Annotated in this window: 28 protein-coding genes and 1 tRNA gene; 11 read left to right on the top strand and 18 right to left on the bottom strand. The window is 62.2% G+C overall.

The genetic code is table 11. The annotated features are described in order from the left end of the window. Window positions 1-30 precede the first annotated feature (30 nt). A complete protein-coding gene (locus ACEN9F_RS13660) occupies window positions 31-2,556 on the top strand; it encodes an alkaline phosphatase D family protein (protein ID WP_413420564.1) in 2,526 nt (841 codons plus the stop codon). A gap of 9 nt (window positions 2,557-2,565) precedes the next feature. On the opposite strand, the gene ACEN9F_RS13655 is transcribed toward ACEN9F_RS13660, so the two are convergent. From ACEN9F_RS13655 to ACEN9F_RS13635, 5 genes are all read right to left on the bottom strand, one after another. Continuing rightward, window positions 2,566-3,036 (bottom strand): nuclear transport factor 2 family protein, encoded by a 471-nt coding sequence (locus ACEN9F_RS13655; protein WP_413420563.1) that lies wholly within the window; start codon window positions 3,034-3,036, stop codon window positions 2,566-2,568. A gap of 93 nt (window positions 3,037-3,129) precedes the next feature. After that, window positions 3,130-3,456: a nuclear transport factor 2 family protein gene (locus ACEN9F_RS13650; protein WP_413420562.1), complete on the bottom strand. Its 327-nt coding sequence runs from the start codon at window positions 3,454-3,456 to the stop codon at window positions 3,130-3,132. A gap of 10 nt (window positions 3,457-3,466) precedes the next feature. Beyond that, the gene (locus ACEN9F_RS13645) at window positions 3,467-4,450 is read right to left on the bottom strand and encodes a saccharopine dehydrogenase family protein (protein WP_413420561.1); all 984 of its coding nucleotides are present in this window, start codon (window positions 4,448-4,450) and stop codon (window positions 3,467-3,469) included. A gap of 1 nt (window position 4,451) precedes the next feature. Further along, on the bottom strand, window positions 4,452-4,847 hold the full coding sequence (locus tag ACEN9F_RS13640; RefSeq protein WP_413420560.1) for a VOC family protein: 396 nt from the start codon (window positions 4,845-4,847) through the stop codon (window positions 4,452-4,454). Window positions 4,848-4,864: 17 nt separating this feature from the next. Next, on the bottom strand, window positions 4,865-5,608 hold the full coding sequence (locus tag ACEN9F_RS13635) for an SDR family NAD(P)-dependent oxidoreductase (RefSeq protein ID WP_413420559.1): 744 nt from the start codon (window positions 5,606-5,608) through the stop codon (window positions 4,865-4,867). A gap of 134 nt (window positions 5,609-5,742) precedes the next feature. Here ACEN9F_RS13635 and ACEN9F_RS13630 point away from each other — a divergent pair, with 134 nt between their 5' ends. From ACEN9F_RS13630 to ACEN9F_RS13610, 5 genes are read left to right on the top strand one after another with little or no spacing between them, the layout of a single operon-like run. Continuing rightward, a complete protein-coding gene (locus ACEN9F_RS13630) occupies window positions 5,743-6,630 on the top strand; it encodes an AraC family transcriptional regulator N-terminal domain-containing protein (protein ID WP_413420558.1) in 888 nt (295 codons plus the stop codon). Between the two features lie 56 nt (window positions 6,631-6,686). Next, a complete protein-coding gene (locus ACEN9F_RS13625; protein WP_413420557.1) occupies window positions 6,687-7,595 on the top strand; it encodes a DMT family transporter in 909 nt (302 codons plus the stop codon). Between the two features lie 9 nt (window positions 7,596-7,604). Then, on the top strand, window positions 7,605-7,988 hold the full coding sequence (locus tag ACEN9F_RS13620) for a methylglyoxal synthase (RefSeq protein ID WP_413420556.1): 384 nt from the start codon (window positions 7,605-7,607) through the stop codon (window positions 7,986-7,988). A gap of 22 nt (window positions 7,989-8,010) precedes the next feature. Continuing rightward, on the top strand, window positions 8,011-8,985 hold the full coding sequence (locus ACEN9F_RS13615) for a quinone oxidoreductase family protein (RefSeq protein WP_413420554.1): 975 nt from the start codon (window positions 8,011-8,013) through the stop codon (window positions 8,983-8,985). Continuing rightward, window positions 8,982-9,455, top strand: a complete 474-nt coding sequence (locus ACEN9F_RS13610) for a DUF6328 family protein (RefSeq protein WP_413420553.1) — start codon at window positions 8,982-8,984, stop codon at window positions 9,453-9,455. The genes ACEN9F_RS13615 and ACEN9F_RS13610 overlap by 4 nt, the downstream gene beginning before the upstream one ends. A gap of 42 nt (window positions 9,456-9,497) precedes the next feature. On the opposite strand, the gene ACEN9F_RS13605 is transcribed toward ACEN9F_RS13610, so the two are convergent. Continuing rightward, on the bottom strand, window positions 9,498-10,193 hold the full coding sequence (locus tag ACEN9F_RS13605) for a DUF4136 domain-containing protein (RefSeq protein ID WP_413420552.1): 696 nt from the start codon (window positions 10,191-10,193) through the stop codon (window positions 9,498-9,500). 198 nt (window positions 10,194-10,391) lie between these two features. On the opposite strand from ACEN9F_RS13605, the gene pepN reads away from it, so the two are divergent. From pepN to ACEN9F_RS13585, 4 genes are all read left to right on the top strand, one after another. Continuing rightward, window positions 10,392-13,058, top strand: a complete 2,667-nt coding sequence (gene pepN, locus ACEN9F_RS13600; protein ID WP_413420551.1) for an aminopeptidase N — start codon at window positions 10,392-10,394, stop codon at window positions 13,056-13,058. Window positions 13,059-13,138: 80 nt separating this feature from the next. Then, window positions 13,139-14,143, top strand: coding sequence for a class 1 fructose-bisphosphatase (locus tag ACEN9F_RS13595; RefSeq protein WP_413420550.1), 1,005 nt, complete (start codon window positions 13,139-13,141; stop codon window positions 14,141-14,143). 103 nt (window positions 14,144-14,246) lie between these two features. Then, window positions 14,247-14,322, top strand: a tRNA-Thr gene (locus ACEN9F_RS13590). 153 nt (window positions 14,323-14,475) lie between these two features. Then, window positions 14,476-15,438, top strand: a complete 963-nt coding sequence (locus ACEN9F_RS13585; protein ID WP_413420549.1) for a tyrosine-type recombinase/integrase — start codon at window positions 14,476-14,478, stop codon at window positions 15,436-15,438. On the opposite strand, the gene ACEN9F_RS13580 is transcribed toward ACEN9F_RS13585, so the two are convergent. The 12 genes from ACEN9F_RS13580 to ACEN9F_RS13525 all read right to left on the bottom strand — a co-directional run bounded on the left by ACEN9F_RS13580 (window position 15,433) and on the right by ACEN9F_RS13525 (window position 22,488). Then, the gene (locus ACEN9F_RS13580) at window positions 15,433-15,693 is read right to left on the bottom strand and encodes a hypothetical protein (RefSeq protein ID WP_413420548.1); all 261 of its coding nucleotides are present in this window, start codon (window positions 15,691-15,693) and stop codon (window positions 15,433-15,435) included. The genes ACEN9F_RS13585 and ACEN9F_RS13580 overlap by 6 nt on opposite strands. Before the next feature lie 75 nt (window positions 15,694-15,768). Beyond that, window positions 15,769-16,029, bottom strand: a complete 261-nt coding sequence (locus ACEN9F_RS13575) for a hypothetical protein (protein ID WP_413420547.1) — start codon at window positions 16,027-16,029, stop codon at window positions 15,769-15,771. Between the two features lies 1 nt (window position 16,030). Then, a complete protein-coding gene (locus ACEN9F_RS13570; RefSeq protein WP_413420546.1) occupies window positions 16,031-16,534 on the bottom strand; it encodes a hypothetical protein in 504 nt (167 codons plus the stop codon). Continuing rightward, window positions 16,531-16,998 (bottom strand): hypothetical protein, encoded by a 468-nt coding sequence (locus ACEN9F_RS13565; RefSeq protein ID WP_413420545.1) that lies wholly within the window; start codon window positions 16,996-16,998, stop codon window positions 16,531-16,533. Before ACEN9F_RS13565 ends, ACEN9F_RS13570 begins: the two co-directional genes overlap by 4 nt. Before the next feature lie 86 nt (window positions 16,999-17,084). After that, window positions 17,085-17,834, bottom strand: coding sequence for a PRTRC system ThiF family protein (locus ACEN9F_RS13560; RefSeq protein WP_413420544.1), 750 nt, complete (start codon window positions 17,832-17,834; stop codon window positions 17,085-17,087). A 10-nt stretch (window positions 17,835-17,844) separates the two neighbouring features. Further along, window positions 17,845-18,612 carry a PRTRC system protein A gene (locus tag ACEN9F_RS13555; protein WP_413420543.1) on the bottom strand — a complete coding sequence of 256 codons (768 nt, stop codon included), beginning with the start codon at window positions 18,610-18,612 and terminating at the stop codon, window positions 17,845-17,847. A gap of 12 nt (window positions 18,613-18,624) precedes the next feature. Further along, window positions 18,625-19,359, bottom strand: a complete 735-nt coding sequence (locus ACEN9F_RS13550; protein ID WP_413427054.1) for a PRTRC system protein B — start codon at window positions 19,357-19,359, stop codon at window positions 18,625-18,627. Between the two features lie 8 nt (window positions 19,360-19,367). Then, on the bottom strand, window positions 19,368-20,459 hold the full coding sequence (locus ACEN9F_RS13545) for a PRTRC system protein F (protein WP_413420542.1): 1,092 nt from the start codon (window positions 20,457-20,459) through the stop codon (window positions 19,368-19,370). Next, a complete protein-coding gene (locus ACEN9F_RS13540) occupies window positions 20,456-20,665 on the bottom strand; it encodes a hypothetical protein (RefSeq protein WP_413420541.1) in 210 nt (69 codons plus the stop codon). Before ACEN9F_RS13540 ends, ACEN9F_RS13545 begins: the two co-directional genes overlap by 4 nt. Next, complete coding sequence (locus ACEN9F_RS13535) at window positions 20,662-21,321, bottom strand: PRTRC system protein C (RefSeq protein WP_413420540.1); 660 nt, start codon at window positions 21,319-21,321, stop codon at window positions 20,662-20,664. The genes ACEN9F_RS13540 and ACEN9F_RS13535 overlap by 4 nt, the downstream gene beginning before the upstream one ends. A gap of 9 nt (window positions 21,322-21,330) precedes the next feature. Continuing rightward, on the bottom strand, window positions 21,331-22,011 hold the full coding sequence (locus ACEN9F_RS13530; RefSeq protein WP_413420539.1) for a PRTRC system protein E: 681 nt from the start codon (window positions 22,009-22,011) through the stop codon (window positions 21,331-21,333). A gap of 15 nt (window positions 22,012-22,026) precedes the next feature. Next, a complete protein-coding gene (locus tag ACEN9F_RS13525) occupies window positions 22,027-22,488 on the bottom strand; it encodes a hypothetical protein (RefSeq protein WP_413420538.1) in 462 nt (153 codons plus the stop codon). Here ACEN9F_RS13525 and ACEN9F_RS13520 point away from each other — a divergent pair. Next, window positions 22,487-22,831: a hypothetical protein gene (locus ACEN9F_RS13520; protein WP_413420537.1), complete on the top strand. Its 345-nt coding sequence runs from the start codon at window positions 22,487-22,489 to the stop codon at window positions 22,829-22,831. The genes ACEN9F_RS13525 and ACEN9F_RS13520 overlap by 2 nt on opposite strands. Window positions 22,832-22,849: the final 18 nt, after the last annotated feature.

The raw sequence follows: 22,849 nt of genomic DNA, 5'->3' as shown, positions 1-22,849 counted from the left end.
TTTTTAACATCATCGCGGCTTGGAGCGGACATGGACAGAAGGCAGTTTCTCAAATTCGGCAGCTTTATCACGGTATCGGTGGCTTCGGGCGCGGGCCTGAGCGCCTGCGGCGGCAGCAGCTCGCCGGCCGGCGCCGCCGACCTGCCGCTGGCCAGCGGCGCCTGGAAGTTCCCGCAGAGCGTGGCCTCCGGCGATCCGCGCGCCGACAGCGTCCTGCTGTGGACCCGCGCCGTGCCGTCGTCCGCCGACAACGTCGCCGCCGCGCCGTCGGCCGCCGACAGCGCCATCCGCCTGATCGTCACGGCCGCCGACAACAGCAAGGCGCTGGGCGGCAACACGGCGCTCAGCGGCGCCACCGTGGTCGACGTCAAGCTGCCGCTGCAGGCGCAGTACGACAACACGGTGCGCCACAAGGTGACCGGCCTGTCGGCCGGCACCGTCTATTACTACCAGTTCGTCGCCGGCGACACGCGCTCCAACGTCGGCCGCTGCAAAACCGCGCCGGCCGCCGACGCCGACGTCTCGCAGCTGCAGTTCGTCTATATGACCTGCCAGGACTGGAGCGTCAACCACTGGGGCGCGATGTCGTCCATCGCCGGCGAGAACCTGGACTTCATCGTCCACCTGGGCGATTACATCTACGAGACCGTGGGCGAGGACTTCCAGCTCGGCGCGGTCGAGTCGCGCCACGACGCGCTGGCGCTGCCGGACGGCGCCTTCAAGAGCGGCAATGCGGGCGCCAGGTACGCCACCACGCTGGCCGACTACCGCTACTTGTATAAAAAATACCGCACCGACGCGCGCCTGCAGGCGCTGCACGAGCGCTTCGCCTTCATCGCCATCTGGGACGACCACGAGTTTTCGGACGATGCGTGGCAGGATGCGCAGACCTACGACGGCTCGTTCAACGCCGACGGCTCGGACCTGCACCAGACGGGCCGCCGCCGCAACGCCAACCAGGCGTGGTTTGAATACATGCCGGCCGACGTCTCGCTCGACAGCGCGAACGCCACCTTCCAGAACATCAAGATCTACCGCGATTTCCAGTTCGGGAAGCTGATGCAGCTGGTGATGACCGACGAGCGCCTGTACCGCGCCGACCACGTGATCCCGGAATCGGCGGTCAACCCGGCCACCGGCCAGCCGCTGGGCCGCATCGGCTCGCGCTATCTGGTGCCGCAGGACCTGTTCAATTCGGTGGAAGCGCAGAAGATGGCCGGCGCCACGGCGATCTCGCTGCCGCCGCTGACCACCGTGACCATGCTGGGCAACGACCAGCGCCAGTGGTGGATGGACAAGATGAAGGCCGCCACGTCGACCTGGAAATTGTGGGGCAACGAGGTATCGTTGCTGCGCATGGGCCTCAACGGCAGCGACGCGATCGCCGCCCTGATCGCGCTGAATGCGATTCCATCGCTGGCGGCATCGGTGATCTCGACGGCGTCGGCGATCGGCAACAACTTCCAGCTGGCCGGAGCGATCGTGGCGGCGGTGACGGCCGGCGCCCCGGCCACGGCTGCGCAGCCGGCCGGCGTGGCGATCCAGCAGGCATACTCCAGCAGCCAGGGTTCGGTGGTGGCGATGACGGCGGCCGGTGTTGCCGCCGGCCTGACGACGGCGCAGGCGGGGCTGGCGGCGACCGTGTTCAGCGCGGTGTATGTCGCGGCCAGCGGGATCGTGGCGGCGACGCCGGCCATCCTGGCCGGGACGGCGGCGCAGACCATCGCCTTCGGCTACATCAAGCCGGAGGTGCAGACCAACAAGGCGGAATCGGTGTTTGTGGCGGCGTCGGGCAAGAAGGCGGCGCTGGCGCCGTTCTTCGCGCGCTTCCTGCTCAACTGCGACCAGTGGGATGGCTACAACAGCGAGCGCAAGGCGCTGATGTCGCACCTGAAGTCGAACAACGTCGGCAACGTGGTGGCGATCACCGGCGACATCCACTCCTTCTTTGCCGGCACGGTCAGCGACGACTTCGACGCGGCCAACGGCGGCACGCCGGTGATGGTGGACCTGGTATCGGCGGGTATCAGTTCGGACTCGTTCTTCAGCTACCTGCGCGATGCGGCGGCCGCGCTGGGCGATATCGGCACGCTGGTGTCCTACCCGCTGGCGATCCCGGTGACGGGACTGGGCACGGTGAACCTGAGCTTCAACCTGCTGGACTACACGATGGGCAAGGCCGCGCCGACCGTGGCGAGCCTGCTGGAGCAGACCCGGGTGCAACTGCGCGGCGGGCTGGCGGCGAAAGGCGTGCCGGAGGCGCAACTGGAAGCGACGGTGGGCGCGGTGCTGGCCGGCCTGCAAGCCAGCAGCGACTTCAACACCAGCCTGCTGGGCCTGGCGCAGCAGCTATCGGCGCTGGGCAACAACCCATGGCTCAAGCATCTGAACACGGACGCGCAGGGCTACACGCTGGTCACGCTCACCCCGGGCAAGCTGGTGGCGCAGTTCAAGCAAGTCAACAAGCTGGTCGGCACCAGCGCGCCGGCGACGATAGTGGCGCGCGTCGCCACGGCGACCGTCACCGCCGGCACGCCAGCGGTAGCGATCAGCTAGGGGCCATCGCTATACGACCGAAAGAACAGCCGGGTCTCCAGAACGCCAGACGTTGTCGACCGTGGTCCGCGTGATGACCCAGACGTCGTGCCTTCTTGCCAGCTCAACATCGTAGCGGTTCTTCATCAGATAGTGGCGAGCAGGATCGTCTCGTGGGACATGCTGCGCTTCCACGAGTGCATCCAGGCGCGCCGTGTCGCCGTCGATGGTGACACGTGGGTTGGTGACGGAGTGGGTCGTATCCAGCGTCGCGAGAGAGGCCGCAAGGGCGGCAACGATAAAGTCCCTGCCCTCAATCACCGGATATTCAAACCCGGCTTTGGCGGCGGCCGGGCGAAAGTCCGATACGGCTTCTTCTGCGAGTGCGGACGACAGGAGGTTCTTGTCGCGGAGATCGATGCCAGCGGCGAAACGATAGAGCGCATCGATGACCGCAAGCTTGTCTGCGGCCTCGTTGGCGAGTGATGGTGACATGGTCATAAGCATTTCCTTTGCTGTTCCGGCGGCTTGCGAAATGAAGCCAGTCCCGGCATCGGCACCCTTGCAGGCGCCGATAATTGTTTTCTGTGATCGTTATTCGAGATCAGCGTCGATGCGTTCGATCAGACCGGCAGCGTTGGCCTGGATTTTGAGAGACCCGATCTCGTGGCCAAAAGTGCCGGTGAAATCAAGGCGAACGAGCGCCACCAAGTCGTGCGCTTGCTCCAGCGACAGCAGCTTGCTGGCGGTCTTGTAACCGACGAAGAACTGTTCGAGGTAGCGACGAATACCTTCGGTGCCGATGAAGGCACTGCCAACCGAAACGTCATCGATGACCGCATCGGGCGTGAAAAGGGCCAACGTGCCTTCGATGTCAAAGGCATTGGCGAGCCGTATGAATTTATTGACGAGCTTTTTCACGGGCCGTTCCTCAGGCATCGACGATCGTGGTGTCGGCGATGGTCTCGGCAAACCCGTTGCCGAAGAGCATCGCAGGCGTCTGGAAGCCCGGACGGCGCTCGCCGGCGAGAACGCGCCGGCCGGCTTCGGCGGCAGCGGTCGCGGTGAACGTGTAGCCGTTGACCGTGTCGAGTACCGAGCGGACGACACCGCCGTCGGAACTGGTGACCTCGGCGACAGCCTGATAACGATGGGCCAGCCGTTCTTGCTCGCTTGGTCCATCCGGAAGCGCCGAGAGATCACCTTGAGGAAATCCGTCGCCGGTCACGTGGACGAACGTCTCAATCTCAGGAACGCCCGTTGACCGCCAGATCGTCATCAGATCGGGAAGCGTCACCTGAAAGCAGTCGACCGCACCCTTGCCAAAGTCGAGTTTTCGGATGGCTCCGGGCGGCCGCGCAACGAGGGCTCCGGCGGTGCGCGCCAGCGTTTCGGCGGTGACGCTCCCCATGGCGCTGACGGCAGAACCTCGCGACAAACCTCCCGATACATGCATGGCCACACGGATGCTCGATGGATTTCTTGTCCTCGCAACGGCGTGTCCGGCAAGACAACCGAGCATCGCCACGCTGCCACCGCTGCCCGGCAGAAGCATCACACCTGCAGCCCTGGCCTCGGCGTCGAGCACTTCGGCCAGGCGATAGCTGTCAAGTTCCGCGGCGACGTCAAGATAATGGACGCCATGGCGAATACAGGCTCTCATCAGGACATCGGCGGTCCTTGCGAACGGACCTGCGCAATTGAGGAAGACATCGACGTCGCCCAGTGACCGATCAATCGCTGCGATGTCTTCCAGCGCGAAGACGCGGTACTCCACGCCGAGGCTGGCGGCGATTGGTACGAGCGTCGCCTCGTTACGTCCAGCAAGGATGAGCGGCGTGCCTGCCGCTGCGGCGCACTCCGCCGCCATGCGGCCGGTGTAGCCGGCCGCGCCATAAATCATCAGTTTCTTCATGTTAGTGCTGCCATTCCTTGTAGACGAATTCGAGGCTGTAGCCATCCGGGTCGCGAACCTGCGCCGCGTAATAGCGCGGGTCATAGTGAAGCTGCGGTCCGGGCGGATGGATTTCGGTGGCGCCTGCGGCCATTGCCGCCGCAAAGGCCGCTTCGACCGCGCGCTTGTTATCCGCGATGAAACCCACGTGTGCGGCGCGGCCTTCTACGGTTCCGTCGCGCAGCCAGAAAAACACGCGGCCGTTCGCGCCGAACCCCTTGAGATCGGGGTGGCCGGCGGGGCCTTGCCGGCCGTCGTAGTCAATCGCATGGGTGATGCCAAGCGGTGCAAGCGCCTTTTCATAGAAGGCGATAGAGCGATTGATATCGCTGACGCTTAGGAAGACGTGATCGAGCATGGTGCTTTCTCCTTTATTCAGATGGCGTAGCCGCCCGCCACTTCGATGTTCTGGGCATTGATCCAGCGGTTCTCTTCGGACAGTAAACTGGCGATGACGCCACCGACCTCTTCCGGTTCACCCACCCGGCCGAGCACCGTCTGATCAGCAAGTATGGCCTCGAATTCCTCACTCAATCCGCCGCCCAGCTCCGTGCGGATCGCGCCGGGAGCGATCGAGTTCGCCCGAATTCGGCGCGCGCCGAATTCCTTGGCCATATAGCGCGTGAGAACCTCCAGGCCGCCCTTGAAGGCGGCATAAGGCGCGACGCCCGCGGTGGCAACGCGGCTGGTCGCGCTGGCGACGTTGACCACGTGGCCGCCAGCTTCGATGAGCGGCAGCAGCGTCTGGGTCAGGAAAAACGGCCCCTTGAGGTGGACGTTGAACAGGCCGTCGAACTGTTCCTCGGTCACATCAGGGATCGGCGCATAAAGCCCGTATCCGGCGTTGTTGACCAGGAAGTCGAATGTTTCCCTGCCCCAGATGGCGTTAAGCTGTGTAGACAACGCATTGCGGAAATCGGGGAACGATTGGCTGTTGCCGACGTCAAGCTTCAAGGCGACCGCCTTTTCACCCATCTCGGCGATGGACTTCACGACCGCTTCCGCCTTTTCCGGATTGCGGTTGTAAGTGACGACCACCCCCATCCCGCGCTTGGCGCATTCGAGCGCGGTGCTGGCGCCGAGGCCGCGACTGCTTCCTGTCACGATCACAATCTTCATTCAATTCCTCCGGGGTGTGTAGTGAGAGCGATGATAGGACCGCCGACTGCCACGCACTCACCCGATCCTCCTCAAAGCTTGCCTATTCCTACTTTCCCGTTGCATCCCTGGATGGCCCCTGTTAGTGTCGAAGCATGGAACAGCAAATGCAAGAACTGAGAGCACTGGCCGCAGGGGCCGAGAATCGGCGCACCGAAACGGGCATCCCACGTGTCGCAATGGTCCAGGGGGAGATCCCGGAGCACCTGCTTGCCGCCGTCTACGATCCAATGGTCAACCTGATCCTGACGGGATCAAAGACGATGACGGTCGGGGACCGCACTTTTCAGTATGATCCGGCGACCTACTTCGTCATGTCCGTGGATCTCCCCGCCGTTGGGGCCGTTCATCCTGCAGCGACAGGCGAACCGTATCTTGCTGTCAGCTTGACGCTCGATCCCGCGATCGTCGCCGCGCTTATCCGCGACTTGCCGGCGCAAGTATGCAGCACGCTGTTCGGCTCCGGATTCTCGGTTGCGCCGGTCAATGGCGAGCTGCTCGACGCATGGATCCGAATGCTCCGGCTAATCGAGCGGCCGGACGAGATCGCGGTGCTCGCTCCCGCCTACGAGCGGGAGATACTGTTCCGTGTGCTTCAGGGGCCGCTCGGCTGGATGCTGCGAGACATCGCATCGCCAGACACGGCACTTTCACGTATCGGTGTCGCAATCAACTGGATACGTCGCAACTTTACCCAGCCGATAAAGGTGGAGGCACTGGCTGAGATGGCGGCATTCAGCGTTTCGGCATTCCATCGCCATTTCAAAGCGGTAACGGCGTTGAGTCCGTTGCAATATCAAAAACGCATCCGTTTGCTCCATGCGCGGTCGCAACTGATCTCCGGCCAAGGCAGCGCGACGTCGATTGCGTTCAGCGTTGGCTACGAAAGCCCGAATCAGTTCAGCCGGGAATATGCCCGCTTATTCGGCCTGCCGCCTTCCAGGGACCTTGCGAAAGCCACGCAAGAGCTCCGGGGCGGATAGCAACCAAAAAACGGAGCTGCCAAGCGGCATTGGGCGTTAGGCTATACAATTTGCCTATGGACAAAAGCATCACAAACAGCGCGCCGGCGCGTGCCGCCTATCTCGGCGGCCTGGGAATCGCCATCGGCGGGGCGGTTCTCTTCTCGACCAAGGCCGTTGTCGCCAAGCTGCTGTACCGCTACCAGATCGATGCCGTCACCCTGATCGCCTTCCGCATGATCTTCTCGCTGCCGGTGTTTGCCGCCGTGGCGGTCTGGAAGATGCGCACCGAGGCGCCGCTCTCCAAGTCGGACCGCTGGCGCCTGATCGGACTCGGGCTGGTCGGCTACTACCTCTCCAGCTTCCTCGACTTCCTCGGCCTGCAATACATCTCGGTCGGCCTGGAACGGCTGATCCTGTTCCTCACGCCCACCTTCGTGCTGCTGATCAGCTCCACCGTGCTCAAGCAACACATCAGCCGCAAGCAGTGGCTGGCGCTGCTGATTTCCTATTGCGGCATCGTGTTCGTCTTCCTGCACGACCTGAAAAGCGGCGGCGGCAACGTCGCCCTCGGCGCCACGCTGGTCACCGGCTCGGCCGCCGCCTACGCCATCTACCTGCTGCTGTCCGGCGAAATGGTCAAGCGCCTCGGCGCGCTGCGGCTGGTGTCCTACGCCATGTGCGTCTCCAGCGCCGCCTGCATCGGCCAGTTCTTCCTGCTGCGGCCCGCCTCCGGACTGATACAGCCGCTGCCGGTGTACGGCCTGTCGCTGGTCAACGGCATCCTGTGCACGGTGATGCCGGTGTTTATGACGATGGCCGCGGTCGAGCGCATCGGCGCCGGCACCGCCTCGCAGGCTGGTATGATCGGCCCCGTCTCAACATTGTTTTTAGGCGCGCTGCTGCTCGGCGAGCCTGTCACCTCCTGGCAGTTGGGCGGCACCGCGCTGGTGCTGGCCGGGATCTATCTGCTGTCTAAAAAATAGGATCAAGACATGAAATTCCGCATTGCCCTGATTGCCCACGATAAGAAAAAAGACGACATGATCGCGCTGGCCGGTGAATACAAGGCCTTCCTGGCCGGTTGCACGCTGGTCGCCACCGGCACCACCGGCGGCCGCCTGGCCAACGAACTGGGACTGACCGTGGACCGCAAGCACTCAGGCCCGTTCGGCGGCGATTTGCAGATCGGCTCGATGCTGGTCGAAGGCTTGATCGACTGCGTGATCTTCCTGCGCGACCCGATGACGCCGCAGCCGCACGAACCGGACATCAACGCGCTGGTGCGCGCCTGCGACGTGCACAATACGCCGTGCGCCACCAACGTCTCGTCGGCACATCTGGTACTGTCGCAGCTCCAACTCAAAGCAGCAATCTGACGATTTAACGGAGGCAGTCATCATGGTCAAGGCAATCCGCATGAGCCGCGTCGGCGGTCCGGAAGTGATGGAATTGGTGGACGTGGAGCTGGGGCCGCCCGGCCCGGGCGAGGCGCAAGTGCGCCATCACGCCATCGGCCTCAACTTCATCGACGTGTATTTCCGCACCGGCCTGTACCCGCAGCCGCTGCCGGGCGCCTTGGGCATGGAAGGCGCCGGCGTGGTGGAGGCGATAGGCGAGGGCGTGACCGAAGTGCAGGTCGGCGACCGCGTGGCCTATGCCGGCCGCCCGATCGGTGCCTACGCCGAGGCGCGCAACATGCCCGCCTCGCAGCTGCTGGTGCTGCCGGAGAAGGTCGGCTTCGACACCGCCGCCGCCATGATGCTGCAAGGCTTGACGGTGCAATACCTGTTCCACCGCACCGTGCCGCTCAAGGCCGGCGACACCATTCTGTTCCACGCGGCAGCCGGCGGCGTCGGCCTGATCGCCTGCCAGTGGGCCAAGGTGATGGGCGTGACCCTGATCGGCACCGTCGGTTCGGAAGAGAAGGCGGCGCTGGCCACCGAGAACGGCGCGCACCACGTCATCAACTACAACAAGGAAAACTTCACCGAGCGTGTGAAGGAAATCACCGGCGGCAAAGGCGTGTCGGCGGTGTACGACTCGATCGGCAAGGACACCTTCATCGGCTCGCTCGATTGCCTCAAGCCGCTCGGCACCATGGTCAGCTTCGGCAATGCCTCCGGGCCGGTGCCGCCGTTCAGCCTGAGCGAGCTGGCCAATCGCGGCTCGCTGTTCATCACGCGGCCGTCGATGATGGCGTATATGTCCACCCGCGAGGAACTGGAAGCGTCGGCCAAGTCGCTGTTCGGCGTGGTCAGCAGCGGGGAAGTCAAGATCGACATCCGCCAGCGCTATGCACTGGCCGACGTCGCCCAGGCCCACATCGACCTCGAAGCACGCAAGACCACAGGCTCGTCGATCCTGCTGCCATGAACGACTTGCCGGACCAGGATCGCGACGAGGAAAAGGACGGCGACGGCGATTTCTCGGACATGCTCAGCGAGATGCGCATCCTGCTGCCGGGCGCGCAGATGCTGTCGGCCTTCCTGGTCATCCTGCCGTTCAACGAAGGTTTCGGCAAGATCGTGCACACGGAGAAGCTGCTGTTCCTCGCGACCTTCTTCTTCGCGCTGGCCGCCCTGGTGCTACTCAGCGCGCCGGCGGTCCAGCACCGCGTGATGCGGCCACTGAAGGACAGGGCGCGCTTCAAGCGGGTCGCCACGCGGCAAATCGTCGCCGGGGCGTTTTCGCTGGCGATCGCGCTGGTGCTGGGGACGGACCTGGTGATCTCTGAAGTATTCGGCGCCACGGTCGGCATGGTGATGGCGGTCATCATGGCGCTGCTGATCCTGTGCTTCTGGTGGCTGATGCCGGTCTGGCTCAAGCGGCACGACAAAATCTAGAAACCCCAAGAAAAATGCCGAGCAGTGCTCGGCATTTCTTCATCAGTTGGCCTTGGCCGGCGCATCGCCCGCCACCTTGGCCGGCGGACCCTCGTAGGTCTCGGTCTTAGGCTCGATCTTGATATCGATCTTGCGCGGCACGCCGCTCTGGCCCGGGAAGCCCGTGAACGCGCTCTGCACCAGCGCCGGCATCACATGCGGCGTGGCCTGCACCGAGCTGGTGTTCTGCACCGTCACGTCATACAGCTTGCGGCCGGTGGTGGTGTTGATGGTCACGCGCAGCTCGCGCTGATACTGGTGCTTGATGCGCTCCTGCACCATCAACGGCGGACCGAAGCGATACGGATCGTAGAAGAACGGACGATAACCCCAGCGCGAATAGCCCCAGCCATAGCGGCCGTAGCCAGGACCCCAATACGGTCCCATGAATGGATCATCGCTCTCCAGCACGCGCACCGGATGGTCGATGGTGACGAATTTCATGCCGACCAGCAACTTCGGCTGCTGGTTATCGGCCACCTGGCGGAAGCCCAGCTTGCCCAGTTCATTGCTCACGAGCACTTGATAGTTGCGGTACTCCAGCGTGTCGTCGGCGCCCTGCGGGGCTTCGAAGGCATAGGATTTGTCCTGGATATCGCCCTGCCAGTCGTTGAAGGCAGTGACATCGCTATGAATGGTGGTGGCGCAGCCGCTCAACAGCACGATGGCGGCAGTCGCCAAGACGGCGAGATATTTCATGGTATGACCTCTTTCAGATAAGACGGTATTTTCCAGAGCTAAGTTTATGACGCACACCTGGACATTGCATGATTATTACAGATTGTTACGGCAAGGTGGAAACCAGCAACTTTACTGACCTGCCGCAGGGAATTGAAGCATCCGTCCGGCCGCTGGTATTGGTAAAATAGGCTTTTGCCTACGTCACCAGAGCCCCCAATGCGCACAGACAGCAGTCCACAGACGATATTCCGCAAAGACTACACCCCTCCAGCCTTCCTCGTTGACACCGTTGAACTGGGCTTCGACCTGCATCCGGAACGCACCATCGTCGCCAACCGCATCACCATGCGCCAGAACCCGGCGTCCAAGAGCCGCGACATAGTGCTGCACGGCGAGGAAATCGAACTGGTCCAGCTGCGCATGAACGGCAAGCTGCTGGCCAAGGGCGAATACGTGCTCGACCACGCCACGCTGACCATCAAGAAAGCGCCGGCGCAAGTCGTGCTGGAAATCGAAACCCTGTGCGTACCGGTGGAGAACACCACGCTGTCCGGCCTCTACGTCTCGAACGGCAACTTCTTCACGCAATGCGAGGCCGAAGGCTTCCGCCGCATCACCTACTTCCCGGACCGCCCGGACGTGATGGCCAAGTACACCGTCATGCTGCGCGCCGACAAGGCGCTGTACCCGGTGCTGCTGTCGAACGGCAACCTGATCGAAGAGGGGGCACTGGACGACGGCCGCCACTACGCCAAATGGGAAGACCCGTTCAAGAAGCCATCCTACCTGTTTGCGCTGGTCGCCGCGCGCCTGGTCTGCCAGGAAGAGCGCTACACGCTGCAATCGGGCCGCGAAGTGCTGCTGCAGGTGTGGGTCGAAGAGGGCAACCTCGACAAGACCGACTACGCCATGCAGTCGCTGAAGAACTCGATCCGCTGGGATGAAGAGCGCTTCGGCCTGGAGCTGGACCTGGACCGCTTCATGATCGTCGCCGTGGGCGACTTCAACATGGGCGCGATGGAAAACAAGGGCCTCAACATCTTCAACACCAAGTTCGTGCTGGCCAACCCGCGCGTCGCCACCGACATCGACTACGCCGGCATCGAAGCGGTGGTCGGCCACGAATACTTCCACAACTGGACCGGCAACCGCGTCACGTGCCGCGACTGGTTCCAGCTGTCGCTGAAGGAAGGCCTGACCGTGTTCCGCGACCAGGAATTCAGCGCCGACATGATCGGCACCGACACGGGCCGCGCCGTCACCCGCATCGACCAGGTGCGCACGCTGCGCCAGGCGCAGTTCCCCGAAGACGCGGGCCCGATGTCGCACCCGGTGCGTCCCGACTCCTTCGTCGAGATCAACAACTTCTACACGGTGACCGTGTACGAAAAAGGCGCCGAAGTGGTGCGCATGTACCAGACGCTGGTGGGCCGCGACGGCTTCCGCAAAGGCATGGACCTGTACTTCAAGCGCCACGATGGCCAGGCGGTCGAATGCGACGACTTCCGCGCCGCCATGGCCGATGCCAATGGCCGCGACCTGCGCCAGTTCGAGCGCTGGTATTCGCAAGCCGGCACGCCGGTCGTCACCGCGCGCACGCGCTACGACGCCGTCAAGCGCAACTTCGACATCATCCTCAGCCAGCGTTGCGCGCCGAGCGCCGGCCAGCAGGACAAGCTGCCGTTCCACATCCCGGTCGCGGTCGGCCTGCTGGGCGCCAACGGCAAGGACCTGGCGCTGCACCTGGAAGGCGGCAAGCACGAAAAGGGCGCCACCACGGTGGTGCTGGAGTTGACCGAGCAAGAGCAGATCTTCCGCTTCCGCCACGTCGACGAACGTCCGACGCCATCGATCCTGCGCGACTTCTCGGCGCCGGTGGTACTCGAATACGACTACACCGACGACGAACTGCTGCACCTGTTCAGCCATGACAGCGACCCGGTCAACCGCTGGGAAGCGGGCCAGCGCCTGGCGATGGAGCGCCTGCTCAAGCTGACCGCGCAAGTGGCGGCAGCGGGCGGCAGCGACGCCGGCTTGAAACTGGACACCACCTTCATCAACGCCCAGCGCGCCGTGCTCACCGACGAAACGCTGGACGCGGCCTTCCGCGAACTGGCGCTGATCCTGCCGTCGGAAACCATCATCGCCGAGCAGATGGACGTGGTCGATCCGCAAGCGATCCACACCGCGCGCCAGTTCATGCGCCGCACCATCGGCGCCGTGCTGAAAGAGGAATTGATCGAGCAATACCACGCCAATCAAACGCCGGGCGCCTACAGCCCGGACGCACTGTCGGCCGGCAAGCGCGCGTTGAAGAACCTGTGCCTGTCGTACCTGATGGTCGCGCCGGACATGGCGGAACTCAAGCTCGCGCAGCAGCAGTTTGAAAAAGCCGGCAACATGACGGACCGCTCGGCCGCATTGGTCGCCATGATCCACAGCGGCGCCGAAACCGGCCCGTACCTGAAGAACTTCTACGAAGACTTCGAAAGCGAAGCGCTGGTCATCGACAAATGGTTCGCCATGCAGGCCGCCGCGCCGACCACCAATGTCTCGGCGGTGCGCAAGCTGATGCAGCATCCGGCCTTCACGCTGAAGAACCCGAACCGCGCGCGCAGCCTGATCTTCAACTTCACCAGCAACAATCCGTCGCAGTTCCACGCCGCGAACGGCAGCGCCTACGACTTCTGGGCCGAATACGTGATCAAGCTCGACGCGATCAACCCGCAAGTCGCCGCCCGCCTCGCGCGCGGCATGGACCGCTGGCGTCGTTACGCGCCCGCGCTGCAAGCCAAGATGAAACAAGCGCTGGAAAAAGTCGCCGCTCACGCCAAGCTGTCGAATGACGTGCTTGAAGTCGTCAGCAAAGCCCTAGCCAACTAAACGTCGTTCCCGCGAAAGCGGGAACCCATGCTGAGCCAAGCGCCAGCCCAAAAAATTTATATGCCACCACAAGGGAACCCATGAAACGCGTCAGCCTCACACAATACCTGGTCGAAGAACAACGCCAGCACAACACGATCCCGGCCGAACTGCGCCTGCTGATCGAAGTGGTCGCACGCGCCTGCAAAACCATCAGCCACTCGGTAGGCAAGGGCGCACTGGGCGAAGTCCTCGGCACCGCCGACACGGAAAACATCCAGGGCGAAGTGCAGAAAAAACTGGACATCATCTCCAACGAAATCCTGCTCGAAGCGAACGAATGGGGCGGCCACCTGGCAGCGATGGCATCGGAAGAAATGGAGTCGATCCACCCGATCCCGAACCGCTATCCAAAAGGCGAATACATGCTGCTGTTCGACCCACTGGACGGTTCCTCCAACATCGACGTCAACGTCTCCATCGGCACCATCTTCTCCGTGCTGAAAGCGCCTGAAGGCATGGGCCAGCCGACCGAAGCGGACTTCATGCAAGCCGGCACCAAGCAAGTGGCCGCTGGCTACGCCGTGTACGGCCCGCAGACCATGCTGGTGCTCACCACCGGCAACGGCGTCAACTGCTTTACCCTGGACCGCGAGATGGGCTCGTGGGTCCTCACGCAGCGCGACATCAAGATCCCGGCCACCACCAAGGAATTCGCGATCAACATGTCGAACCAGCGCCACTGGCACCCGCCGGTGCAGCGCTACATCAGCGAACTGCTGGCCGGCGACACCGGCCCGCGCGGCACCAACTTCAACATGCGCTGGATCGCCTCGATGGTCGCCGACGTGCACCGCATCCTCAACCGCGGCGGCATCTTCATGTACCCGGCCGACACGCGCGACACCTCGATGCCAGGCAAGCTGCGTTTGATGTACGAAGCGAACCCGATGGCCTTCATCGTCGAGCAGGCGGGCGGCGCGGCCACCGACGGCCAGAATCGCATCATGGACATCCAGCCGCACAAGCTGCACCAGCGTGTGCCGGTGTTCCTCGGATCGCGGGATGAAGTGGCGGTGGTGACGGGCTACCACGCTGGTCAATAAGTTTGTAAATCGCACAATGCAATGACATTTTTGCATCATGGCCAAAATTTATCGTTTTGGGACTAGCGTGTAGCAAGAAATATTTGTTAGAATGTGCGACTTCGCCGCTTTAGCTCAGTTGGTAGAGCAGTTCATTCGTAATGAAAAGGTCGCCAGTTCGATTCCGGCAAGCGGCACCAAGACACAAACCTGCAATAGCAGGCAAAAACCGCCAGACCCCTTTTTCATAGGGGGACGGCGGTTTTTTTACGTCTATCGATTTCGCAAAGACCGGCGTTTTACGGCAATATCCTGATACCATGTGGCAGAAAATGGCATAGGAAATGGCATAAATGGCGGCACCAACAAAGCTAGGCACGAAGTGGATTCACCGGGTCCAGGTCAACGGCAAGCGCACTTCCGGCACATTTGACACCAAAGCGGCCGCGCTGGCTTGGGAGGCGGAGCAGCGGGTGGCCACGCCGAAGGGCAAACTAGGCCTTACCAAAACCTGCGCCGACGCGTTCGAAAAGTACGAGCTGGAGGTTTCCAAGCAGAAGCGCGGCTATCGGTGGGAGGCGCTGCGCCTGGCGGCCATGGCTGAGACCGACCTCGGCAAGGTCAAGATGGTCGACCTGGACAGCACGCACATCGCCGCCTGGCGCGACCAGCGCCTAAAGCAGGTGGCTCCTGGATCGGTCACGCGGGAAATGAATCTGCTGTCGAACGTATTCTCGGTGGCGCGCAAGGAGTGGAAGTGGATCAGCACCAGCCCGACGGCCGACGTCAAGCGACCGAAGGCGCCGCCGGCGCGCAATCGGCTGGTCTCGCAGAAGGAAATCGAGACGATGTGTATCGCGCTGGGCTGGCGGCACGACATCGTCGACGTCGCACCGACCACGAAGCAGCAGCGAATTGCCCTGGCGTTCCTGTTTGCGATCGAGACCGCGATGCGCGCCGGCGAGATTTGCAGCTTGCGGGAAGACGACGTGCAGGGCCGGGTGGCCAGGCTGCACATGACCAAGAACGGATTGCCGCGTGACGTGCCGCTTTCGGCGCGCGCGCTGGAGATTTGGGGGATGGTTCCCGAGGGTTTCGGCGTGACGGCCGCCACGCTCGATGCGATGTTCCGCGTTGCGCGGAAGCGGGCGGGCATCACCGACATGACGTTTCACGATACCCGGCACGAGGCTATTACCAGGTTGGCCAAGAAGCTGCACGTGCTCGACCTGGCCAGGATGGTGGGGCATTCCGATATTCGGCAGCTGCAGACCTACTACAACGAGACGGCGGCGGATATCGCTGCCAAACTATGAGGCATAGCGCCATTCGCCATCAGCAAGCTCCCAGTGATCCGTCTTACGACCAAAGTCCTCAAGCCACACCGTGCCTGCGTCATTTATAAGGACTGAAATACCCTCGCAGGCACCTGTTCCTCCGGCCGCACTAAGCGCAATGTACGCTTTGCCGTGTCCAGATGCTACGGCTTTGGCTAACTCGGCCGCGAGCTCTTCGACGGTAATTCCATTTGGATACCAGTTGGATGCCCATTTCAATTTGCCGTCGCTCATGTCATCTTCCTCACATTGCAATCCATAGGAATGCTGATAATACCGCAGGGCGACGCAGTCGGCATCGCTGCCATGCTACGCCGTGTGCTTCTCGGTCCACGCGATCACCTCGCGCGCTTTGTATAGCGCTTGCGCGCGGCCCTTCACCGGCAAGCGGATTGGTTTCGGAAAGGTGGGCAGGCAGACGATGTCGCTGTAGACGCGGTCCTTGGAACGCTTCAGGTAGGCCGCGATGTCGTTGGTGTCCCACAGAGCGATCGAGATCGGCTGCTGCGGTGCCGGCGCCGGCGCGGCCAGGCGCTCCAGTAGTTTTTCGAGAAGTTCTTCGGTGCTCATGTCAGGTTCCGTAGGTGGTGTCGTTGATGGAGGCACGCTGGGCCGTTCTGTGCAGCGGGTCAGCCCCGATATAGACTGCCTCGGGTGCATCGGGCCAGTTCCGGCGAAGAATATCGAATTCGCCCTCGTTCCAATACCGCAGAAATTCAACGGGGTCTTCATCATCAAGAGCGAACTCGATCGCGGCGACTGCGGCGCCGTAGTCGCACGCGGAGGGCTGCTCCCGGATCTCGAACGGAGGGAATTTATCAGGAGCATCGCCGGCCAGCAACGAACCAATACGGCTGCTGAGGCTTTGAAGTCGATCCCCGATCGAGCGCTCATTGTCGTGAATCATGGCAAGCCAATTCTTCAGATCGATCAGGGTCGGCAATTTGGCACCGCCGGTGACCAGGTCCAGTACCGCAATCTCGAAAGCGCGCTTCTCGGTATGCAGCGGCGCTTCTTCGCCGGCCGCGCGCTGATCTCGAAGTTCGCAAAAACGTTGATAGGTCGTCGGGTTCATGGCAGGTCCTTGCGTGCGAGTGGCGCAACGTTGAAGATGGTCAGATCCGGTAGCGCCGGCAACGACATCGTGGAGCCTTCCTCGCCGACAATCTTCCAGCCCTGCCGCGCCTCGATGTGCTCGGTCCGAATACCGTCGAATGCGTTCCAGCATGCCTCGATGCGGCGCGCGTCAGCTGGGTTGCGAAATTCCCGGGTCGACCAGTTGATGAGATCCTCGACCCAGCCTTTACCATCTGGGATCAGGCCGTATGCACGGCCGCCAGGCGTGATCAGCGCGGTCAGGCGGCACTGCGTGTGCTCCAGGCCGGCGCTGGCCGGCGCGCCGGCGAACTGGTTCTTCAGCAGCAGGCCGAGTGCTTGGCGGTATTCCGTGACGGTTGCGCAGCTGCTGGCCAGCTCGTCGTCCTCGAGGAGGATCTGCAGCGCATTCGGGGCGCTGCGGGACAGGTTCATCGTATTCAATTCGGTTTCTCCAAAGACGGTAAAACGACGCGAGGTGCAATTTGACGGTGGCATTGCGTGAGGTAAGCTGGTGACATGGAGGATCTTCACGGTGTGGATTCCTTTACCATCAGCGGCCGCATACTGCCGGTGCGCAAGTTGACGAAGGCGCCATGCCAGGTGAGGCGGCCGTAGCGGAAGAATTCCCACAGGATGCTCAGCGCCGGCGTGACGATCGCCTGGTTGATGAACAGCTCCTGGCGCTCCAGCGCCTCGGCCAGGCCGCAGCTGGGTGTGTCGTCCTCCTTCGCCTTGAAATCGATCAGCTCCGGTAGCATCGCGTAGGGGCTAGGCAGGTGGACGTGGCCTTTCTGCAATTTCTTGTGCTCGTCGCTGTCCTGGCCTTCTCCGAAGATGACTTGTCCGTCGGCCGCGCGATTGCCGAGATCCAGGATGTATTCCGGGCCGTATGGCAAGGTCGTCCGGTGGATCTCATAACGGGCTTTGGCGCTGTCGACACAGCTGATCAGGATGTCGGGCTGGCTGTAGTTGCGCTTTTCGTATCGACCGTAGTGCGATTCCCAGCTCAGGCCGAAGAACGCATTTATCCGGTTCACCAGCACATGGGCCTTGCTGGAGCCGACGTCGAACTGACCGAACAACTGGCGGCCCATGTTGGCCTCGCTGACGACGTCCGGATCAAACGCGCACACGTGCAGGCCTGGGTGGCCTAAAGCGGTAATGGCGTGATTCAGCCTGGCCAGGCCGGTGAGCATTTGGGATCCGTTGCCGCCGCAGCCAGCCAGGGAGATCTCGACCTTGTCGCGCAGAAGCGCTGGAGGGGTAAAGTGAGGCATGGTGCTTCCTTCACGCGAAGATTTTTTCGGCAGGCACGTTGATCGGGATGTTCAAGCCGAGCGCGCAAAGACGGAAAGCGACGGTCGGGGTGTCCTTATCCAGGCTCCCATACACGCCAGCGATCTTCACGCTGCCGGCGTCATCCTTGTCGTCGGTGTCACTGAAGAATGCGTGCAGGTTGCCGTGGCTGTGGAGGTCGATGACCATGTGCTCGTTGTCGCTGGGGATGGCTGCGGTGTAGCTGATGCTCGCTGGCGTCGCGACGACGTCGTCGGGATACGCCAAGCGCCAGGTGTTGCTCGAGCTGTTCCACATGAGGGCGGCCGCAGCTTCGTTTGGCGCCATAGCTGTCGCGTGCAGCGCGAACTCCTGGAGCTGCGGCATGGCCTTGCCCAACGTTCCGAAGCTGAGCTCCGTCATGGCTTTTACTGGGCCATACGGAACGTGGACATCGATCTCGGCCAGGCGGTGAATGAACTTCAGCCAAGGGCGGCGGATCTCAAGATACAACCCACCCCGTGCTAGCAGGAAACGATGACCGTCTTCCTGCAGCGGCTGGAATTCGCTGAAGGCCGGAACTGCGACGATCGGTGCTGCACGCAGCAGCGCTTTGTCCAGCTTGAATTTCTCTGTGTCGATATTGTCCTCATCGACCGCCAGGATTTGAGGGCGCTCCGCGCGCAGCGCGGCCTCGGTGTTTGCAGCGAATTCAGTAAAAGCAGCCTTGGTCATTTCGAGAAGTTGATCCATTTTGATCAGGTAGTCTTGTGCGTTCATCGTGCTCTCCAGTTAGTTAATTTCAATGGTTCGGTTGGTGATCTTCTCTATCGTCTGGCGCAGAGTTTTTCCAGATGAGCGCAGTGCGCCGCGCATTTTGGCCATATCGGCCGTCTTGATCTGCGAACGCCAGAGCATGGTGATCCCGCCCTTATAGTTGACCGCGCCGGCGCGATTCGGATGAGTGAAGTTACTGCGGAAAAAAGCGTCCTCGTATTGACGGATAGCACTCGCGTCGATCGTCTCCGGCAGATCGACGTTGCCGGTGCAGATGCGGCCTCCATCCCAAACGTTGAAGTGTGGGGAGTGCTGCAGCTTCGTGTCCGGACCCGGTCGGGCTGATTCTTTCAAAGCGAATACGAACCAGTCGCCGGGCGTGATGATGAAGACCATTGCCGGGTGGGCTACGTCCGCCACCTGCTTGCCAATAAACTTGTTCTGCGTGGAGTTAAACCAGCAGCGGCGAATCGATTCAGGAACCCACCAGGCGATCATGTTCGGCGAGGTGTAGAGCAGGTTATCCGGCACAAACCCGGCGAACGATGTGGCAGCGCCTACCGCTTGCGCGAAGGCCGCCAGACCGTCCTTGGTCAGCGGCGTGCCGGCACCGAGAATCTTCCGTTCGGGATTGTTTGTCTCGGTCTGGATTGGGTGCGTCGTCGCATAAACCGCCGTCCCGTCGCTCGATCGGTACATCAGCAGCGCCTCGGTTAAGTTCAGCTGGGAGTCTCGCCCAGCAAGTACCATTACTCGGCTCAATATGGTTCTCCCAGTAGGTCGATGAGGCGTTCCGTCACCATGGCCAAATGCATCATGCGGTCGATCTTCTCCAGGTGCGCGACCACATCCTGGGCATTGAGATTCACCTGCATCAAGGCGATGAAATCGACGCTCTCCCCTGACTGCATGTTCATGTTGAGCCAGTCGTCAATGACCGCCCCGATTGAATCGCCCTCACGCCACAGCATTGCTACAGCGCCGTCCGTCGAATATTGACCTGATCGATTGTGTCCGCAATCGAGCGATAGGTAGCGAAAGGCTGGCTGATTGACCAGGGTCGCGATGTCGTCACACGCGGCGATGACGTCCTTCTCGAATTTTTCGCGCGCAGCGCGCACAATTTTGTCTCTCGAAAGCACGCGCTTCGGTGCCACGACCCAGCGAGGCATGTCGCCAAAGAAACGAGCGCGCGTCATCAGATCAGCGTCGTATTCTCCTGGGACTGGGCCGCCAACTTGGACGCGAATGCGTCCATCCTCTCGCGCTTGCGCGAGCATCTCTTCGTCGGTCGTACACTCCTGCCAGTGCATCATTTCCGCCCAATCGTGAGCAGCCCATGGGGTGAGTGAATCGGGAAGCGCACGCAACGCGTCTCGAAGAACCGCGAGCGCTGTCTGACCAAAGCCTTCCAGGCGGTGTTCGAGTAAGCCCACCGCATGCGCCAGCGAGAAGCGGGGTAGATCGCGATTTTGGTTGCGCGTGAAAGCAAACCAGCCGAGGGGGGAAGGGGAATTTCGCGCGCTTTGAGTCAAGTCCTCGACGTTGCTGATGTCTTGGACGTGCATCTCCCAATGGAAATATTTCATTGGGTAACGTGCCTGTGTGTCGGTCCACCAGGCGGACAACGCGGCGACCGCCAGATCCTGCTCGGTCGGTGAGGCGAACACCTTCACCAGTGGCGCGTCGGCGCCGAGCACTAGCATCTCATCGGTCACCAGGCTGGCCTCCAGTAGTGCGATGGCCAGCGGGGTGCAGAAGCCACTCGATCCCGGCAGGTTGTAAGAGAATGGGATGTCAGGGGAGAGCTTGGGCAGCGCCATGACGCTGGAATCGATGGTGGGCATCATGGCAGCACCGACTGATAGGCGGCGGGTGCGAACCACCGAACGCCGCGCGCGTGTTTCTGATCTTTAAGGATCCGCGCCGCTTGCATCGTCGCCGGGTTCTTCGCATCAAGCGCGGTGATGGTATTCTCCGGACGGCGTCCGACCAGCGTGCCCTCAGTCTTGAGCGTCTCGATAAGACGAGTGCGAATCTGTGCGGCAGTGCTCATGCCGCATCTCCGTGCATACGGCTGCAGTGGATGGCATGCAACTCGTCGATGTCGACATGGAGAATGAGGTTGATCTTCATTCCAGCTTGGACCGCTGCGACCGCCTGCTGAATCAAATGGCCGTCGTAGCGATCAGTGTGAAACCATCCGATCTGATACAGCGCGTCGAGGTCGCTGATTTTCTGGTGGAGGGATACGACAGCGGCCTGTTCGGGGATGCCGGCGGGTTCGAGCTCGCGAGAGAAGCACCAGTTCTGGAGGCCGACGCCAGCAATAAACGCACGGCCTCGCTTCCAGCCGAGTTTTGCCATCTGGTGGGAGATCTCCGCGAGTTCCTTGCGGCTCGGCGCCTGCAACTTCAGGATATCCATCGCGACTTGCTGCACGGTGACCGTCGTCCGCCCCTCAAGCAATCGGGGATCGATATGGATGCCGTGTGCGAATGCGGCGCCGTGGCCCTTGGTGCCGACCGCGCGCCGGAAGCTGTAGATTTGCTTGCTGCCGATGACTTCCGGGCCATCGATGTCGGCGTTGATTATCTCAGGGTAGACGTTGGCGAAGAAGTCTCGCACCTGGGTGAGGCTGAACGTCGAGCTCGGGTCGGCCAACTTGACACCGTTGTATTTAAACTCACGCTGCAGTTCTTGGATTTTCATGGGGAATCCTTAGAAGAGTTCTAGGGTGAATACATCGTCTGCTGGACCGAGCGTTGCGCCCGGCGGCGGTTCGTTGATCGTGACGTCGACCAGGCCCGTTTCCGCGCTGTTGGCCGCGTCGGCGTCACCTGGTGCGGCATCGCCGCCAGCGTCGGCCGGCGCGCTGCTGGCCGTGCCGTCGCCTGGTGCTGGTGCTACGCCGTCGGCGCCGGCCGCCGTGCTGCTCGCCGCGTCGCCACCTGGTGCTGGTGCTGCGCCGACGGCGCCAGCCGTCGCGCTGGTGGTCGCGCCGTCGCCACCTGGTGCTGCATCGCCGTCACCTCCGGGCGGAGGGAGTCCGCGCGCAGCTTTATCCTTGGGCTTCGGCCCCGGCTTCCCTGGGGTGGGCTTTGCAGCAGCTGGTTTAGCTGCGGCGGGCGGGCTAGCCTTTGCCGCATCGTCGCTTCCATCTGCGGCGGCTTGGGCCTGCTCTTGAAGCGTCTTCTTCGGGCCCTGCCAGGTGAGCAGTGCGGCGGCCAGACCTTCGTCCAGTTCGGCGGCAGTGCCGACGAGCGATACGGGCGTGATGGCCTGTTTGGCCTTGCTGTCCGCCGGCGTCGGCGTGACACTAAGGCGGAGATATTCGCCCTCAGCGCTGATTGAGATCAGCAGGGGGCTGCGGCGCACAAGCGCCTCCAGTTCGATGAACATTGAGTACTCCTTGGTTTAGTTGAGGTGGGCTTGAGCCAGCGGCACGGTGAACAATGGACGGCGTGGTGTTCCGCGCCGTTCGATGCGCGCCTCCAGCACCAGCATGCTGAGGACGGGCGCCATCACGGTGGAGGACTTCGAGAACATGCGGCACAGGTCGCGCGCATCCATTTCCTTGGTGCCGAGGACACCGACGATCTTCGCGTGCAGGTCGGTGTCGAGCATTGCCGCGCGCTGCTGTGTTCCTTTGTTGCGGTTCTGAAACTGGCTCACGTGGCGCTGGCAATCGCCGACATCCGGATAGCTGATCTGGCAGCCGGCGATATCGTCGCCAAGCATGGTGCTGTAGCGGATGTAGTTTGTGTGTGCGACCCGTGTGCGGCGGACAGTGAATGAACCGACGCGCAGCGGCGACAAGTCGACCGGCGCCGTGGGATCGAATCGAATGATGGGGGATGGTGCAATCAGGGTAGGCATGATGGCTTTCAAAGTGGTGCTGCTGTTAATCGATGTCGTTTGCGGCCGCGCGTTTGTGGTCCAGCTGGCGGGCTTGCCATCGCGCTTGCCGGCGGCGCTCGCAGTCGGCCATGCGGCGGATCACGATCGCAAGCGACGGGTTGCTCATGGCTTGCTCGAACGAGAGATTCAAAAGCCTGCAGGCGCGCCACGCGCGCTGCAGCTCCTCATCCGTGTGCGTGGCCACGGTCATGGCCTAGAAGCCGTTGCTGTACACGTGCAGCGCTTTGCGAGCCGCCGCCTGGAGGGTCGCGCCTTGGCGGCGATAGAAGCGGAAAAGGTGAAAAATGGTTCGCATTTCTAGTCCGTGTCAAAATGGATT

Origin of the sequence: Duganella sp. CT11-25 (genome assembly GCF_047302815.1) — a bacterium.
Taxonomy (GTDB): Bacteria; Pseudomonadota; Gammaproteobacteria; order Burkholderiales; family Burkholderiaceae_D; genus Rugamonas.
This window is presented reverse-complemented; position numbering and strand designations above follow the sequence as displayed.